Origin of the sequence: Roseomonas fluvialis, assembly GCF_022846615.1 — a bacterium.
GTDB classification, from domain to species: Bacteria; Pseudomonadota; Alphaproteobacteria; order Acetobacterales; family Acetobacteraceae; genus Neoroseomonas; species Neoroseomonas fluvialis.
The window spans coordinates 2,668,457-2,684,152 of record NZ_AP025637.1; the positions used below are offsets into that span (position 1 = coordinate 2,668,457).

General features: G+C 69.2%; 13 protein-coding genes. 2 read left to right on the plus strand and 11 right to left on the minus strand.

Annotated features, from left to right (window positions below):
- Positions 1-82 precede the first annotated feature (82 nt).
- Positions 83-634 carry a DUF4347 domain-containing protein gene (locus MWM08_RS12930; protein ID WP_244459843.1) on the plus strand — a complete coding sequence of 184 codons (552 nt, stop codon included), beginning with the start codon at positions 83-85 and terminating at the stop codon, positions 632-634.
- Positions 635-637: 3 nt separating this feature from the next.
- Here the strand turns inward: MWM08_RS12930 and MWM08_RS12935 are convergent, their stop codons facing one another.
- On the minus strand, positions 638-1,591 hold the full coding sequence (locus MWM08_RS12935) for a Gfo/Idh/MocA family protein (protein ID WP_244459844.1): 954 nt from the start codon (positions 1,589-1,591) through the stop codon (positions 638-640).
- A gap of 115 nt (positions 1,592-1,706) precedes the next feature.
- Between MWM08_RS12935 and secD the strand changes: the two genes are divergently transcribed.
- Entirely contained in the window at positions 1,707-4,271 is a 2,565-nt protein-coding gene (gene secD, locus MWM08_RS12940; protein ID WP_244459845.1) for a protein translocase subunit SecD, read from the plus strand.
- A gap of 3 nt (positions 4,272-4,274) precedes the next feature.
- On the opposite strand, the gene MWM08_RS12945 is transcribed toward secD, so the two are convergent.
- Genes MWM08_RS12945 through MWM08_RS12990 form a run of 10 tightly spaced genes read right to left on the minus strand, consistent with a single transcriptional unit; the run spans position 4,275 to position 15,692 of the window.
- Entirely contained in the window at positions 4,275-5,411 is a 1,137-nt protein-coding gene (locus tag MWM08_RS12945) for an iron-containing alcohol dehydrogenase (protein WP_423816049.1), read from the minus strand.
- A 29-nt stretch (positions 5,412-5,440) separates the two neighbouring features.
- On the minus strand, positions 5,441-6,328 hold the full coding sequence (gene mmsB, locus MWM08_RS12950) for a 3-hydroxyisobutyrate dehydrogenase (RefSeq protein ID WP_244459847.1): 888 nt from the start codon (positions 6,326-6,328) through the stop codon (positions 5,441-5,443).
- A gap of 51 nt (positions 6,329-6,379) precedes the next feature.
- On the minus strand, positions 6,380-7,441 hold the full coding sequence (locus tag MWM08_RS12955) for an ABC transporter ATP-binding protein (protein ID WP_244459848.1): 1,062 nt from the start codon (positions 7,439-7,441) through the stop codon (positions 6,380-6,382).
- Positions 7,438-8,424: an ABC transporter ATP-binding protein gene (locus MWM08_RS12960; RefSeq protein WP_244459849.1), complete on the minus strand. Its 987-nt coding sequence runs from the start codon at positions 8,422-8,424 to the stop codon at positions 7,438-7,440. Before MWM08_RS12960 ends, MWM08_RS12955 begins: the two co-directional genes overlap by 4 nt.
- 10 nt (positions 8,425-8,434) lie before the next feature.
- Entirely contained in the window at positions 8,435-9,868 is a 1,434-nt protein-coding gene (locus MWM08_RS12965) for an amidohydrolase family protein (RefSeq protein WP_244459850.1), read from the minus strand.
- A gap of 14 nt (positions 9,869-9,882) precedes the next feature.
- Positions 9,883-11,484 (minus strand): ABC transporter substrate-binding protein, encoded by a 1,602-nt coding sequence (locus MWM08_RS12970; protein ID WP_244459851.1) that lies wholly within the window; start codon positions 11,482-11,484, stop codon positions 9,883-9,885.
- Positions 11,485-11,498: 14 nt separating this feature from the next.
- Positions 11,499-12,374, minus strand: a complete 876-nt coding sequence (locus MWM08_RS12975) for an ABC transporter permease (protein WP_244459852.1) — start codon at positions 12,372-12,374, stop codon at positions 11,499-11,501.
- Complete coding sequence (locus tag MWM08_RS12980; RefSeq protein WP_244459853.1) at positions 12,371-13,312, minus strand: ABC transporter permease; 942 nt, start codon at positions 13,310-13,312, stop codon at positions 12,371-12,373. The genes MWM08_RS12975 and MWM08_RS12980 overlap by 4 nt, the downstream gene beginning before the upstream one ends.
- On the minus strand, positions 13,312-14,922 hold the full coding sequence (locus MWM08_RS12985; RefSeq protein ID WP_244459854.1) for an amidohydrolase: 1,611 nt from the start codon (positions 14,920-14,922) through the stop codon (positions 13,312-13,314). Before MWM08_RS12985 ends, MWM08_RS12980 begins: the two co-directional genes overlap by 1 nt.
- Positions 14,919-15,692, minus strand: a complete 774-nt coding sequence (locus MWM08_RS12990) for a class II aldolase/adducin family protein (RefSeq protein ID WP_244459855.1) — start codon at positions 15,690-15,692, stop codon at positions 14,919-14,921. The genes MWM08_RS12985 and MWM08_RS12990 overlap by 4 nt, the downstream gene beginning before the upstream one ends.
- Positions 15,693-15,696 lie beyond the last annotated feature (4 nt).

A 15,696-nucleotide genomic window follows, 5' to 3' on the forward strand; every position in this document is an offset into this window, starting at 1 on the left:
TGAGCGCACCGGGCGCGATGCGCAGGATCATCGCGGCGACCACGCCATCGGGCAAGGCCGCCAGCCCAGGGAACGGACCGCCATGCGCACAGCCATCGACACGCTCTATCTCTACGACCCGCAATTCGCCGCGAATGCACAGGCATTCAAGGACGAAACCGGCGGCACCTGCGCGATGCACCCGGTCTCCTGCCTCGATACGCTGAAGGCGGCGCTCGATGGCTATGTCCAGGTGGGCTTCATCATCTTCGACACGCACGGTTCGCCCGGTGCGCTCAGCCTCGCCGATGGCGGCACCGTGGACGGCATGGATTTCGGCATGCTCGGCCTGATCCCGCCCACGCTGCTGCGGCGCCAGGCGCGCGTCCTGTTCTACGGCTGCAACCTCGGCGAGGGCGCGGAGGGCGACACCTTCCTCGACGAATTCGGCCACGCCGCCTTCCGCGGCAAGGGCGGCACGGCGGGCGCCAGCACCGTCACCAACCTGTCCTGGTCGATCGGGTCGATCGGCAGCGCCGGTGTTTGGATGAACCCGTTCAGCCTGTTCGGCGCCCGCCTGAAGGTGGTGCGCTTCAACGAGGCCGGCGAACGCGCCACCAGCGCCAGTGTCGACCGTTGGGGTCACCGGGACTGACGGTCAGCCGCTGCGAATCGCCTCCTCGACCGCGAGCGCCACGGCCAGCGCGCGCCGGCCGGCGGCGCCATCCACCACAACCGGCGCGCCATCCAGGCAGGCCGCCACGAAGGCCGCCTGCTCCGCCTCCAGGCTGTCGTGGTCGGTCCAGGTCGCGCGGTCGATTCCGTGGCCGGGCATGGTCGCGACCGCCTCTGCCCCGCCACGGCGCAGCACCGCCAGTGAGCGGTCCAGGAAATTCACGCTCATCTCGCCCTCGTGGCCCAGCACGCGCAGCCGCCGTTCCATCGCGAGCGACACGCGCGAGGCGGTGATCACCGCCGCCCGCCCGCCCGGAAAGCGCAGCCGCGCCACCGCGAAATCCGGTCGATCCGACGCCACCGCCGCGCCCACCGCCTCGATCCCGACCGGCTCGGTGCCGGCGAGCGTCAGCACCAGGTCGATGTCATGGATCATCAGGTCCAGCACGACCGACACATCGAGGCTGCGCGGCCGGAACGGCGCGGCGCGCACCGCCTCCCAGGACAGCGCGCCTGGGCCGGCGGCAGCCTCGGTCACGGCACCGAAGGCGGCTGAGAAGCGCTCGATATGCCCCACCTGGAGCACGCGGCCCGCCGCGGCGGCCTGGGCCAGCAGCGCATCGGCCTCGGCCAGCGTCGCGGCGACCGGCTTCTCGATGAAGACATGCCGCCCCGCGGCCAGGGCAGCCTCGGCCAGCAAGAAGTGGAACCGCGTCGGTGCCGCAATGATTACCGCGTCGGCGGCGGCGATCAGCGCCGGGGCGTCCATCGCCGGCGCCCCCGCCTCGGTGGCGACGGCCGCTGCGCGCGCCGGATCCGCATCATGCAGCCCGACCAGGCGGATTCGTGGGTTGGCCGCCGCCTTCAGCGCGTGGAATCGGCCGAAATGGCCGACGCCAAGGATGCCAAGGGCGAGTCGGGGGTCCGGGGCGCTCATGCGCCGGTCCTAGCCGCTTCGCGTAGGCATGGAAATCCGCCCCACCGGCGGGGTTGCATCCCCTGCCCCCCCTCGCCATTGTCCGCCCGCTTCGAACCTGGGGTACCGATTGCCGATGCTACATTTCGCGCGCTGGAAGACCATCGCGATCCTGATGGTCTGCCTGGCCGGGGTGCTTGTGAGCATCCCGAACCTGTTGCCGCGCGCCGTCTTCCCCGACTGGTTCCCGGTGCGCCAGGTGAATCTCGGCCTCGACCTGCGGGGCGGGTCGTACCTCCTGCTGGAAGTCGACCTGAACACCGTGGTGCGCGAACGCCTCGACAGCATGGTCGATGCCGCGCGCACGCGCCTGCGCACGGCCAATGTGCGCTACGTGAACCTCACCGCCGACCCAGCGAACCGCCGCATGGGGCTTCGTGTGACCGACCCCGCGCAGGTGCCCGCCGCCGTGGCGGCGCTGCGCGAACTCGCCAACCCGATCCAATCCAATACCGGGCAATCCATCCCGGACATGGATGTCACCAGCCTGCCCGACGGGCAGATCTGGGCGACCCTCACGGAGGCCGGGCTGCGCGCCAAGGCATCCTCGGCAGTCGAGCAATCCATCGAGATCGTCCGCCGCCGCGTGGACGAGACCGGCGTCTCGGAAGCGCTGATCGCCCGCCAGGGCCAGAACCGCATCCTGGTGACGCTGCCCGGCATCGAGGACCCCGACCGCATCAAGAACCTGCTGGGCCGCACCGCCCGCATGACCTTCCACCTGGTGGACGAGGCCGCGGGCCTGGCCACCACGCCCCCGCCCGGCGTGATGTTCCTGCCCGGCGAGCGCGAGGGCGAGCGCTTCGCCGTGCGCCGCCGCGTCGAGGTGGACGGCGCCAACCTGACCAACGCCCGCGCCGGCCAGGACAGCCGCACCGGCGAATGGGTGGTGAACTTCACCTTCGATTCGGTCGGCACCCGCCGCTTCGCGCAGATCACGCGCGAGAATGTCGGCCGCCCCTTCGCCGTGGTGCTGGACGAGAAGGTGATCACCGCGCCGGTGATCCGAGAACCGATCCTGGGCGGCCAGGGGCAGATCAGCGGGTCCTTCACGGCGCGGTCCGCCAACGACCTGGCGGTGCTGCTGCGCGCCGGCGCCCTGCCCGCCCCGCTGACGGTCGTCGAGGAACGCACGGTCGGGCCGGAACTCGGCGCGGACGCGATCCGCGCGGGCACCATCGCGCTGGCAGTCGGAACGCTCTTCGTCTTCCTCTACATGGGCTTGGCCTACGGCCTGTTCGGATGGTTCGCGAACATCGCGCTGCTGTTCAACATCATCCTGATGGTCGCCTTCATGTCGCTGATCGAGGCGACGCTGACCCTGCCCGGCATTGCCGGCATCGTGCTGACGCTGGGCACCGCTCTCGATGCCAATATCCTCATCAACGAACGCATACGCGAGGAAGTCCGTAACGGGCGAACGCCGATCAACGCGCTCGAGGCCGGCTACACCAAGGCGTCGGGCACCATCCTCGACTCCAACGTCACGAACCTGATCGCCATGGCCTGCCTCTACGCCTTCGGCTCGGGCCCGGTGAAGGGGTTCGCGGTCACCGTGGCGGTCGGCACCGTCGTGCAGATGTGGACCGCGACCGTGCTGACGCGGCTGTTCATGTCCTGGTGGTACAAGCGCACCCGGCCGAAGGAACTGCCGGTCTTCCAGCGCTCGGGCCTGTCGCTGGTCGAACGCCTGCGCCGCCCGCTGTTCCGCATCTTCCCCGACAATACGCGCATCCCGTTCATGAAGGGCGCGCGCATCGGGTTGATCGTCTCGGCGCTGCTGTCCAGCGCCTCGATCGCCATTGCCTTCTATCCGGGCCTCGAGAAAGGCATCGACTTCGAAGGCGGCATCGAGATGGAGGTGCGCACGCCCGGCCCAGGCGACATCGGCGCGCTGCGCGGCGCCGTCGGCGGGCTGGGGCTCGGCGACGCCACGCTGCTGCAGTTCGGCGACAACTCCACCTTCGCACTGCGACTGCCCGCGCAGGGTGACGAGGGCGCGGTGCAGGTCGCGGTCAACCGCGTGCGCACGGCGTTGGAACAGGTCGCACCCGGCACGCGCATCCTGCGGGTCGAGGCGGTGGGCAACCGCATCTCGGACGAACTCTTCATCGGCGGCATGATGGCGCTCGGCCTGTCGTTCCTCGCGATGCTGATCTACATCTGGGCCAGATTCGAATGGCAGTTCGGCATCGCCGCCGTCACCACGCTGATCCTGGACGTGACCAAGACCATTGGGTTCATGGTGCTGTTCCAGATCGAGTTCAACCTGACCACGATCGCCGGCATCCTGACCGTCATCGGCTTCAGCGCGAACGACAAGGTCGTGGTGTTCGACCGCATGCGGGAGAACCTTCGGAAGTTCAAGCAGATGCCGCTCGACCAGCTGGTCGACCTGTCGATCAACGAGACGATGAACCGCTCGCTCGGCACGTCGATGACGCTGCTGCTCTCGGCGCTGCCGCTGGCTCTGTTCGGCGGCGATACGCTGGCCGGCTTCGCCTGGGTGATGGTGGTGGGGATCGTGATCTCGGCCGGGTCGTCGGTGTTCATCGCAGCACCCATCGTGCTGTTCACCGGGCGGACGCGGCTGCGGCGGAACGAGGCCGAGGCGCCGGCCGGGGCAAAGCCGGCGCCGTAGCGTTCACCCCGCCCAGGCGCGGCGGTACAACGCGACGATCTCCTCCGCCGTCGGCACCGCCGGATTATTTGCCGGCGATCCGCTGGCCAGCGCCTGCGCGGCCATGGTCGGCAGCAACCCGTCCCACGTCGCGGGAGCGATGCCATAGGCGGCCGGCGTCGGCACCGCCAGGTCGCGGTTCAGGTCGCGCAGCTCCTGCAGCAGCTTCGCCGCCGCCGACTGGTCGCCCTCCGCCGCCGTCGCCACACCCATCGCCCGCGCGGCCTCGGCATAGCGCGGCAGCGCGGCGTTCAGGCTGTACTCGGTCACCGCCGGCAGCAGCATGGCGTTGGACAGCCCGTGCGGCACATGGAAATGCGCCCCGATCGGCCGCGACATGCCATGCACCAGCGCGACCGAGGAATTGCTGAACGCGATCCCCGCAAGCGTGGCGCCCTTCATCATCGCGGCGCGCGCGATGGCATTCGACGGCTCGCCGTAGACCGTGCGCAGGTTGGGCGCGATCAGGCGCATGGCGCGCAGCGCGTATTCGTCCGCCTCGTCATTCGCGCGCTTCGACACGAAGGCCTCCAGCGCATGCGTGAGGCTGTCGATGCCGGTATCCGCCGTGATGCGCGCCGGCAACGAATAGGTGAGTTCGAAATCCACCACCGCGGCCAACGGCAGCGCGCCGAGGCCGGCGATCAGCATCTTCTCGTCGCGTTCGGTATCGGTGATGACGGTGAAGCGCGTGGCCTCGCTGCCGGTGCCGGCCGTGGTCGGGATGCACACGACCGGCAGCGCGCCACGGTTCGCCTGTGCGGGCACCTTGAAGTCGCGCATCTTCACACCCGGCGCAGCCGCGCCCAGGATCGCCATGGCCTTGGCCGTGTCCATCGGCGACCCACCACCGAAGCCCACCAGGCAGTCGTAGTCGCCCGCCTTCATCGCGGCGACACCCGCTTCGATCACCGTGTCGGTGGGGTCGGGCACGGTGTCGCTGAACACGCCGGCCGCGATCCCCGCCGCGCGTAGCGGCGCCAGGGCCTTTTCGACCGTGCCGGAGGAGACCATCCACGGGTCGGTCACCACCAGCGGCCGCGACAGGCCGAACTGCGCCAGCACCTCCGCGAGTTTCGCAACGGAACCGCCGCCGATCATCAGCAGGCGCGGCGAGACAAAGCTGATGGTCACGATGCTGCCCCTTCGCGCACCAGGGTGATGATGGCGGAGAAATCCTTGTCCGCCGCGCCGCCCTCGACCAGGCGATCGAACAGCGACAGCGCCAGGGCGCCGACGGGTGTGGCGACGCCCGCATCCTTCGCCGCCTGCTGCGCGAGCCCAAGGTCCTTGCGCATCAGCGCCGCCGTGAATCCGGGTGCGAAGTCGCGGTTGGCGGGGCTCGCCGGCACCGGTCCCGGCACCGGGCAGTAGTTGTTCAGCGCCCATGACATCGCGGTGGATTTCGAACATACGTCGTACAGCGCCTGCGCGGGCAGGCCGAGCTTCTCGGCCATCACGAAGGCCTCGCTGGTCACCGCCATGGTGGCGGCGAGCATCATGTTGTTGCACAGCTTCGCGACCTGGCCTGCACCTGCCTCGCCGCAATGCACGATGGTACGGCCCATGGCCTCGAGCACGGGACGCGCGCGCGCCACCGCCTCCGCGCTGCCGCCGACCATGAAGGTGAGCGTGCCCGCCTCAGCCCCCATCACGCCGCCCGAAACCGGCGCGTCCAGGAAGGGCCGCCCCGCCGCAGCGGCGACATCGCGCGCGGTCGCGACATCGATGGTCGAGCAATCCATCAGCAGCGCATCCGCGCGCGCCGCTTTCATCAGGCCGCCCTGCCCCAGCCAGGCATCGCGCACCTGTTCGCCGGCCGGCAGCATGGTGATGACCACATCTGCATCGCGCGCCGCGGCGGCGGAGGAAAACGCCGCGGTCGCACCCGACGCGACCACCACCGCGACCGCCTCGGGCACGATGTCGAAGGCGACGACCTCGTGCCCCGCCTTGACCAGGTTGCGCGCCATATGCGCCCCCATGCGGCCGAGCCCGACGAAACCGATGCGTGCCATGCGTTCCTCCTGGTCCTTGGGACGCAGGGTAATGCGTTTCGCGGCCCCGCGTCAGCCCGCCCGCGCCTGCGCATAGAGTGCGAGCCGTCGTGCCGCGATCTCGGACAGCCCGCCGCTGAAGTCGAGCTCGGCCGGCGGCAAGGTCTCGGCAAAATGGCACGCCGCCGCATGCCCGTCGGCGAGCGGGCGCAGCGCCGGTTCCTCGCTGCGGCAGCGATCCTGCGCGAAGGGGCAGCGCGTGTGGAAGCGACAGCCAGGCGGTATGTTCATGGGCGACGGCACATCGCCGCCGAGCGGCTTCACCTGGCCGCGCCGCTTCGGATCGGGGTGCGGGATCGCGGCCAGCAGCGCGCGCGTATAGGGGTGGCGTGGCGCCGCGAACAGGTCGCGCTTGCGCGCCGTCTCGACGATGCGCCCGAGGTACATCACCGCCACGCGGTCGGCCACGTGCTTCACCACCGCGAGGTCATGCGCGATGAACAGGTAGGCAAGGCCGAAGCGCCGCTGCAGGTCCTTCAGCAGGTTCACCACCTGCGCCTGGATCGACACATCCAGCGCGCTGACCGGTTCGTCGCAGACGATCAGTTCCGGCTGCACCGACAGCGCGCGCGCGATGCCGATGCGCTGGCGCTGCCCGCCGCTGAATTCATGCGGGTAGCGCTCGGCGTGGAAGCCGCGCAGGCCGACCAGGCCAAGCAGCTCGGCCACCCGCGCGCGGCGCGACGCGGCGTCGCCGATGCCGTGCACCTGCATGGGTTCCGCGATGGTCTCGGCCACCGTCAGGCGTGGGTTGAGGCTCGCATACGGGTCCTGGAAGACGATCTGCATGCGCCGGCGCATCGCGCGCAGGGAAGCGCCCGAGATGCCGGTGATGTCGCGCCCTTCGAAGCGCAGCGTGCCGGCCGATGGTTCGATCAGGCGCAGCACCAGCCGCGCGGTCGTCGACTTCCCGCAGCCGGATTCCCCCACCAGTGCAAGCGTCTCCCCACGGTCCAGCGTGAAGGACACGCCATCAACGGCGCGCACCGTGCCCACCTGCCTCGCGAGCAGCAGGCCCTTGCGCACCGGGTAGTGCTTGGCAAGTCCGTTCACGTCCAGCAACGGCGCGTTCATGCGGCGAAGACCTCGACCGGAGCGCGCAGACAGGCGGCCTGGTGGCCGGGCGTGACCTCGCGCAGCGGCGGCGGTTCCACCTTGCAGGCCTCGGCGGCGAAGGGGCAGCGCGGATGGAAGCGGCAACCCTTGGGCAGCGCGAAGGGCGGCGGCACGGATCCGTCGATCGCGAGCAGCGTCTCGCGTTCCTCATCGAGCCGCGGGACTGAGCCCAGCAGGCCAAGCGTATACGGGTGCATCGGGTCGCCGAAGATCGCCCCGGCCGCACCGCGTTCCACCACGCGCCCGGCGTACATCACCGCGACCTCGTCCGCCATTTCAGCCACCACGCCGAGGTCGTGCGTGATCAGGATGATCGACATGCCGGTGTCCTGCTGCAGGTCGCGCAGCAGGTCCAGGATCTGCGCCTGCACCGTCACATCCAGCGCCGTGGTGGGTTCGTCGGCGATCAGTAGCTTCGGGCTGCAGGCCAGCGCCATTGCGATCATCACGCGCTGGCGCATCCCACCCGAGAGCTGGTGCGGGTATTCGTCGAAGCGCCGCGCCGGGGCCGGGATTCGGACGCGCGTCAGCGCCTCGATTGCGCGGTTGCGCAGTTCGGCGTTGGAGGCGCGCGGGTCGTGTGCGCGCATCGCCTCGGTGATCTGGAAGCCCACCGTATGCACGGGGTTCAGGCTGGTCATCGGTTCCTGGAAGATCATCGCGACCTCGCTGCCGCGCACGTCGCGCATCTGCGCGCCGGACAGCGCCAGCAGGTCGCGCCCGTCCAGCAGCACGCGCCCGGCCGCGACGCGTCCGGGGTGCCCCACCAGCCGCATCACCGACAGCGACAGCACCGACTTGCCGCAGCCGGATTCGCCCACGATGCCGAGCGTGCGCCCGCGCGGAACCGAGAGATCGACGCCATCGACGGCGGCGATCTCCCCGCCATGGGTGCGGAAGACGGTGCGCAGGCCTTCGATGCGCAGCAGGTCCTCGGTCACGAAGCGCGCATCACGACCAATGGAAGGTCGGCGGCGCGATCTTCTCCGGGCTGCGATGCGCCCAGTCGCGCTGCTGCACGCCAGCGGCAACGCGCTTCTGCGCCTCGTGCAGGTGTTCGGCCGCCTGGCGGTAGTCCATGGTCAGTACCTCGCCATCCTCGACCACCTTGTTGCCGTCCACGTACAGCGCCTTCAGCGCGCGGTCGCCGGCCGAATAGATCAGGCTGCGGATCGGGTCGTAGGCCGGGCGGATCATCGGGTGCGTGATGTCGATCAGCGAGAAATCCGCCTTGCAGCCCACCGCGATGCGTCCGATGTCGTCGCGCCCCAACGCCTTCGCACCGCCGATCGTGGCGGCGTTGAACAGGTCGGTGGTCTGCAGCGTGCGCGGGTTACCAGCCTGGGTGCGCGCGATATGCGCCGCGAGGCGCATCTCATCCAGCATGTTGTGCGGATAGGTGTCGGTGCCGATCCCCATGTTCACGCCGCGACGGATGTAGCGCCCCAGGTCCCGCATCGCTATGCCCCGCCGCGCGAAGACGGTCGGGCAATGCGCGACGGTCGTGCCGGTATCCGCCAACCGATCAAGGTCCGTCTCGGTGTGCCAGCGCGTCGACGGATGGTCATCGAGGAAGATGCCGTGCCCGATGATGCTGCGCTCGCCCAGCAGCCCCATGGAATCCAGCCAGCCGATCGGCGTGGTGCCATGCCGGCGCGTGATCTCGTGGAACTCCACCACCGACTGCGCGGCATGGATCTGCCAGGACAGGCCACGCTTGGCCGCCTCCGCATGGCTGTCCTTCAGCAGCCCGGCCGAACAGGTATCGATCTGCGCGGGCACGACCATGCCGAACAGGCGGCCGCATTCGTGCTGCTCGGCACGCTCGACCAGACGGATGGCTTCCTCCATCGCCTTCTCGCCGGCCTTCTCGTCCCATTCGTATTCGACGACATGGCCGTTCTTGGTGAACCAGCGCGCCGAGCGGAACATCGGCGCGATGCAGACCCGCATGCCGGCCTCGGCCAATAGGTCGAGCCATCCCGGATGCGCCATCGAAAGGTCGGCGAGCGTGGTCACGCCGGACAGCAGCAGCTCCGACAGCGCGACCCGCACACAATGCGGCACGGCCTCCGCATCCGCACGGAAGATCGGCATGTATTCGTACAGCGACGAATTATACAGCCCGGGCGATCCGATCTCGTCGAGGAAGCCCTTGTTCAAGGGCTCGCTCGACGGGTGCGAATGGATGTTTACCAGCCCCGGCATGACCATCAGCCCGCGCCCGTCGAGCACCGTCTCGGCCGCGCCTTCATAGCCGCGGCCCATGAAGGTGATGGTGCCGCCATCGAAGGCGACATCCGTGTCGGGCATGTAGCTGTGCGACTTCGCCGAGGAGTCCCACCCCACAACGAGTTCCGCGTTCCTGATGAGCGTGATGGCCATGCCGGTCGTCTCCGTTATCGCGTCAGCCGGATATCAAGGCCCTTGTAGAGCCCGATCCCGTAGATGCCATGCGCCCGCACGCCCTCGGTGCGTGCCGAGGACGCCACCCAGAGCTGCTCGCGCGCGACCGGGAACCACACGTTGTTCTCGGCGATGATGCGCTGCGCGCGGGCGATCGCTTCCGTGCGCACCGCCGGGTCGACCGAAGTCTGCGCCAGGCGCAGCGCCTCGTCCGTCTCGGCGTTGTTCCAGTTCATCCGATTGGGGGTCGGCCGGTTGCGGCTGTTGAAGTACAGCGAGAAGGCATCTGTCGCCGTCACATACGGGTAGGACATCACGAAGGCATCGAATTCCTGCGTCGCCAGCCGGCCCCAGCCCACCGTCGCATCCCACATCTGGATCCGCATCTCGAGGCCCACGCGCCGCAGGTCGGCCTGCATCGCCTGGAGGTATTGCTGCGCCGCCTGGGTCTGCAGCGCATAGACCAGGAAGGTCGCGCGCTGGCCATCCTTCACCCGCACGCCGTCGGGGCCCATGCGCCAGCCGGCTTCATCCAGCACGCGCTGCGCGCCGGCCTGGTCGAAGCGCGGCACCAGGCGCGCCGCCTCGGCATCGAAACCGGTCACGTTCGGGTTCAGGTACGCATCGGCCGGCGTGGCGGTGCCGAACCAGGTGGCGCGCACCAGCGCGTCGCGGTTCACCGCCATATTGATGGCGCGGCGCACGGCGGGGTCGCTCACCACGGGCTTGTCGACCTTGAAACCCATGAAGTGGTCCCAGAAGTAGTTCTGCTGCTGGGACATGCGCACATTCGGCGCGCGCTGCAGCTGTTGCACCGCGATCGCCGGGATGTATTGCGTGACATCGCCCTGCCCGGTCTGCAGCGCGGCCAGGCGCGTCTGCGATTCCGGCGCGACGCGCCACACCACGCGGTCCACCTGCGGGGACGGGTTCTGGTACACGCCCTGCGGGCCCCAGCGGTAGTTCGGGTGACGTTGCAGCACCAGCTCCTGCCGCGGCGTCCAGGACACCCAGCAATAGGGCCCGGTGCCGTTGAAGCCCTGTACGCCGAAATTCTGGCCCAGCCGCTCGACCGCGTTGCGATCCACCACCGAGGCGAAGAACAGCGTCAGCTGGAACAGCAGCTCGCCGAAGGGCTCGTTCAGCTCGTATTCGACGGTGAACTGGTCGCGCGCGCGGATCTCCTTCACCGGGCCGGCGCGCCAGCGCACCGGGCTGCGCGTCGCGGGGTCGATGAAGCGGTTGAGCGAATAGACCACGTCATCCGCGGTCATCGGCCGGCCGTCGCAGAAAGTCACGTCGCGGCGCAGATGGAAGGTGTAGGTCTTTCCGTCAGGGCTGATCTCCCAGCGTTCGGCCAGCAGCGGGCGCACCGTCTGCATGTCGAAGTCGAGCCCGACCAGCGTGTCGCTCATCATGTAGATGACTTCGCCGGCGCCGCGCGCGGTCGAGCGCGGCGGGTCGTAGTTGTCGGCATCGATCTCCCGCAACACGACGAGCGTGTTGCGCGGGTTGGCCGCCTGCGCGAGGGCATCGCCCACCGGCAGCGCGGCCGCCATCGCGACCATTGCGGCGCCGAGCGTCTTTCTCATCATTCCACCTCTCCCGTTCATACGCGAAGCCTGGGGTCGAGCGCGTCCCGCAAGGCGTCCCCGAGGACGTTGAAGGCGAGCACGACGATGAAGATCAGGATGCAGGGCACCACCGCGATATGCGGCGCGAAGAACAGGAAGTTGCGCCCTTCGCTCGCCATGGCACCCAGTTCCGGCGTGGGCGGCTGCGCGCCGAGGCCCAGGAACGACAGCGCCGACCCCAGCAGGATCACCTGGCCGAAGCGCAGCGTCGCGAAGACGAAGATCGCCGACAGGCAGTTCGGCGCGAGGTGCCGCCAGATCAGCCGCGCATCCGTCATGCCGGTGGCGCGCGCCGCCTCGATGTAGTCCAGACGCATCACCACCATGGCCGACCCGCGCACGATGCGCGCCATCAGCGGCACCGTCGCGACCGACAGCGCCAGCACCACGGAAAAGATGCCCGGTCCGAAGATGGCGGCGATCGCGAGCCCCACCAGGATGGCCGGGAAGGACAGCAGCATGTCCACCAGCCGCATGATCGGCCCATCCAGCCAGCGATGGTAGAAGGCCGCGAGGAAGCCAAGCAGCGCGCCGAACGACCCGCCCAGCGCCACCGCCGCGAAGCCCATCAGCAGCGACACGCGCAGCCCGTACAGCAGCCGCGTCACCATGTCCCGCCCCTGCGCATCGGCGCCGAGCGGCAACCCCGGGCTGCCGACCGGTTGCATCGAGAGCGCGAGGTCGTTGTCATACGGATCGGTCGGCGCCAGCACCGGTGCCAGCGCCGCGGCAGCGATGATCAGCACCACCAGGATCAGCGAAAAGGCCGCCGCCGGTTCCCGCAGCAGGCGGGACAGCACGCCCGGGCGCGGCGGGGCGATCGGCTCGCTGGTATCGGTGCTCGCGGTCATGCCGCGCGGATCCGCGGGTCGAGCGCCGCATAGAGTACGTCCACCACCAGGTTCACCACGATGAAGCCCATCGACAGCACGATGATGGTTCCCTGCGCCATCGGAAAGTCGCTCGACAGGATGGCGCCCACAGCAAGGCGCCCGACGCCCGGCCAGGAGAACACCGTCTCCGTCACCACCGCGCCGCCCAGCAGGAAGCCGATCTGCAACCCGATCAGAGTCACCACCGGCACCAGCGCATTGCGCAGCGCGTGGCGCGTCACCACCAGGCGTTCCGTCAGCCCCTTCGCACGCGCCGTGCGTACATGGTCGGCCGAGAGCACGTCGAGCACCGCGGTGCGCGTCATGCGCGCCACCGGCCCCACGAAGACGCCCCCCAACGTGACCGCCGGCAGGATCAGCGACCGGATCCCGTCCATCGTCCAGATCGGCCCGCCGCGCCCGGTGAAGGGCAGCAACTGCCACTGGAAGCCGACGAACCAGATCAGCACCAGACCAAGGAAGAACACCGGCACCGAAACGCCCGCCACCGACAGCGCCATGATCGCACGGTCGATCACCGACCCGCGCCAGTACCCCGCCAGCGTGCCGAGCAGGATGCCGAGCGGGATCGACCAGAACAGGCTCGCGAACATCAGTTCCAGCGTCGGCCCGATCGTCGCGCCCAGTTCCTGGCTGACCGGCACGTTGTTGATGATCGACGCGCCGAGGTCGCCATGCAGCAGCCGCCACAAGTACAGCCCGAACTGCACGTAGAGCGGTTCATCGAGGCCAAGGTCGTTGCGGATCGCCGCGATCACGTCCGGCGTGGCGGTCGGCCCGGCGCGCACCGTGGCCGGGTCGGTCGGCACCACCTGCATCAGCAGGAAGCCGATCAGCAGCACGCCGAACATGACGGGCACGGCCAGCAGCAGCCGGTGCAATGCATGGCGCAGCATCAGGCGAAGACGCCATGGCGGTCGAAGATGGTCGCGCCATCGCGCAGCGTCAGGTCAGCCTGGACCGCGCGCAATTCCTCGGGGTCGATGGCGAACACATCGCGCGACAGCACGGCGATGTCCGCCTGCATCCCGGGCTCGAGCGTGCCGCGCCGGTCCTCGGCGAATTGCGTGTAGGCGCCGCACCAGGTGTAGCAATGCACCGCTTCCGCGGCGGTCAGGCGTTCCTCGGGGCCCATCACCGTGCCGCGGTTCGTCTTGCGCGTCAGCATCGTGAACAGGTTCACGAAGGGATCGACGGTCGAGACCGGGCAGTCCGACGATGCCGCCGGATGCGCCCCGTCATCGAGCCAGGTCTTCATCGGATAGGCCTGCATCGACCGCGCGGGGCCGAGGTTCTTCACGTACAGGTCGCCGAACTCGTACATGAAGACAGGCTGCGGCACCGGCAGGATGCCGCGCGCCTTCATTCGCCGCCGCTGGTCACGCGTGACAAAGCCGCAATGCTCGATACGGTGCCGCCGCCCGGCGAAGGGATGCGCTTCGCTGTCGGCCGCCTCCATGCCCAGCAGCACCTGCTCGATCGCAGCATCACCGATGGCGTGGATATCCAGCTGCCAACCCTGCTCGTGATACAGGCGCAGCAGGTCGTGGATCTTCTCGTCGGGAAAGGTGAAGACCCCCGTGCCGCCCTGGATGTAGGGCTCGAAGAAGGCCGCGGTCAGCCCGCCGGCCGAACCATCGGCGAACACCTTCACCGCGCCCCAGCGCAGGCTGTCGTCGCCATCCATCGGCCGTATCCCGGCAGCCCAGGCCTGCTGCGCGATGCCCTCGGGGTTGCCCGCCAGCACCTGCCACATGCGCTGCGTCAGGCGCCCCGCGGCCTTCGCCGCGTCATAGGCCGCAACCTCCGCCATGCCCGCCGTCATGCCGACATTCATGTCGGTGGCGCTGGCGAAGCCGAGCGAGGCCAGGTGGTCGCAGGCCGCCCCGATTGCGCCCACCATCCGCGCCTCGTCCGGTGGCGGGATCACGTCGCGCACCAGGCGCATCGCGCGTTCCTGGAACAGCCCGGTCAGCGCGCCGTTCTTCCGTTCGATCACGCCGCCTTCCGGGTCGGGCGTGTTGTGCCCCACGCCGGCGAGCTTCATCGCCATGGAATTCGCGACCGACATGTGCCCGCAGGTGCGCACGATCGCGACCGGATTGTCCGGCGAGACGCGGTCCAGCTCGCTCGCCAGCGGATGGCGGCCGACGTCCAGTTCCGCGTGGTCATACCCGCGCCCGAGAACCCAGGTGCCCTTCGGTGCCGCCTTCGCCGCAGTGCCGATGCGCTTCAGCACCTCATCGAGCGTGCGCACTTCCTCCGCGCGCAGATTCACCTGCGACAGGCCGAGCCCGTACGGCAGCAGGTGCATATGCGCTTCGTTGAACGCCGGTATCACCACACGCCCGCCAAGGTCGATCCGCCGCGTGCTCGCCCCCGCCGCTGCGCGCGCACCATCGCCCAGCGCCAGCACGCGCCCGTCCTTCAGCGCCAGCGCATCGGAAAACCCGCCCGCGAGCCCGCGAAAGACGCGCCCGCCCTCGATCAGCGTGTCAGCCGTCACGAACGGTAGTCCGGCTTTCCGTCCTCGATCAGCCGCAGCGCGGAGCCCCATGCCATCGCGAAATGCGTCCCGTCGCTGGGACGGTTGAACTGCGCGGCCGTGTGGCGGCGTACCGCTTCCGGCGGCAGCACCAGTTCTGCGCCACCCGCCAGCGCCGAGATCTGCGCCTGGCACGCGCGTTCCAGGTAGTAGATGTTCAGGAACGCCTCGCAGGCATGCCGCCCGCACACCAGCAGCCCATGGTTGCGCAGGATCATGGCGTTGTGAGTGCCGAGGTCGCGCACCAGCCGCTCGCGCTCCTCGAGCTCCAGCGCGATCCCCTCGTAGTCGTGATACGCGAGATGCCCGTAGTACTTCAGCGCATGCTGGCTGATCGGCAGCAGCCCCTGCCGCTGCGCCGAGACCGCGATGCCGGCCTCGGTGTGCGTGTGGATCACCACCGCCGCATCCTCGCGCGCGGCATGGATGGCGGAATGGATCACGAAGCCCGCGGTGTTCACCGGCTTCGATTCCGCGCCCTCCTCGACCACGTTGCCGTCCAGGTCGATCTTGACCAGGTCGGAGGCGCGCATCTCGTGGAACAGCACGCCGTACTTGTTGATCAGGAAGTGATGCTCGGGGCCGGGCACGCGCGCGCTGATGTGCGTGTAGATGAAGTCCGTCATGCGGAAATGCGCGACCAGCCGATACAGCGCGGCCAGGTCGCAGCGGATGCGCCATTCCTCCTCGGTGATGCCGCGCAACGCGGCCGGCGGGCTGACAACGTTCATGGGA

Excerpts from the sequence above, each read along its gene's own strand:
- MWM08_RS12990 (WP_244459855.1), bottom strand. The coding sequence starts at position 15,692 with ATGAACGTTGTCAGCCCGCCGGCCGCGTTGCGCGGCATCACCGAGGAG.
- MWM08_RS12935 (WP_244459844.1), bottom strand. The coding sequence starts at position 1,591 with ATGAGCGCCCCGGACCCCCGACTCGCCCTTGGCATCCTTGGCGTCGGC.
- MWM08_RS12970 (WP_244459851.1), bottom strand. The coding sequence starts at position 11,484 with ATGATGAGAAAGACGCTCGGCGCCGCAATGGTCGCGATGGCGGCCGCG.
- MWM08_RS12975 (WP_244459852.1), bottom strand. The coding sequence starts at position 12,374 with ATGACCGCGAGCACCGATACCAGCGAGCCGATCGCCCCGCCGCGCCCG.
- MWM08_RS12980 (WP_244459853.1), bottom strand. The coding sequence starts at position 13,312 with ATGCTGCGCCATGCATTGCACCGGCTGCTGCTGGCCGTGCCCGTCATG.
- MWM08_RS12945 (WP_423816049.1), bottom strand. The coding sequence starts at position 5,411 with ATGATCGGCGGCGGTTCCGTTGCGAAACTCGCGGAGGTGCTGGCGCAG.
- mmsB (WP_244459847.1), bottom strand. The coding sequence starts at position 6,328 with ATGGCACGCATCGGTTTCGTCGGGCTCGGCCGCATGGGGGCGCATATG.
- MWM08_RS12955 (WP_244459848.1), bottom strand. The coding sequence starts at position 7,441 with ATGAACGCGCCGTTGCTGGACGTGAACGGACTTGCCAAGCACTACCCG.
- secD (WP_244459845.1), top strand. The coding sequence starts at position 1,707 with ATGCTACATTTCGCGCGCTGGAAGACCATCGCGATCCTGATGGTCTGC.
- MWM08_RS12965 (WP_244459850.1), bottom strand. The coding sequence starts at position 9,868 with ATGGCCATCACGCTCATCAGGAACGCGGAACTCGTTGTGGGGTGGGAC.
- MWM08_RS12930 (WP_244459843.1), top strand. The coding sequence starts at position 83 with ATGCGCACAGCCATCGACACGCTCTATCTCTACGACCCGCAATTCGCC.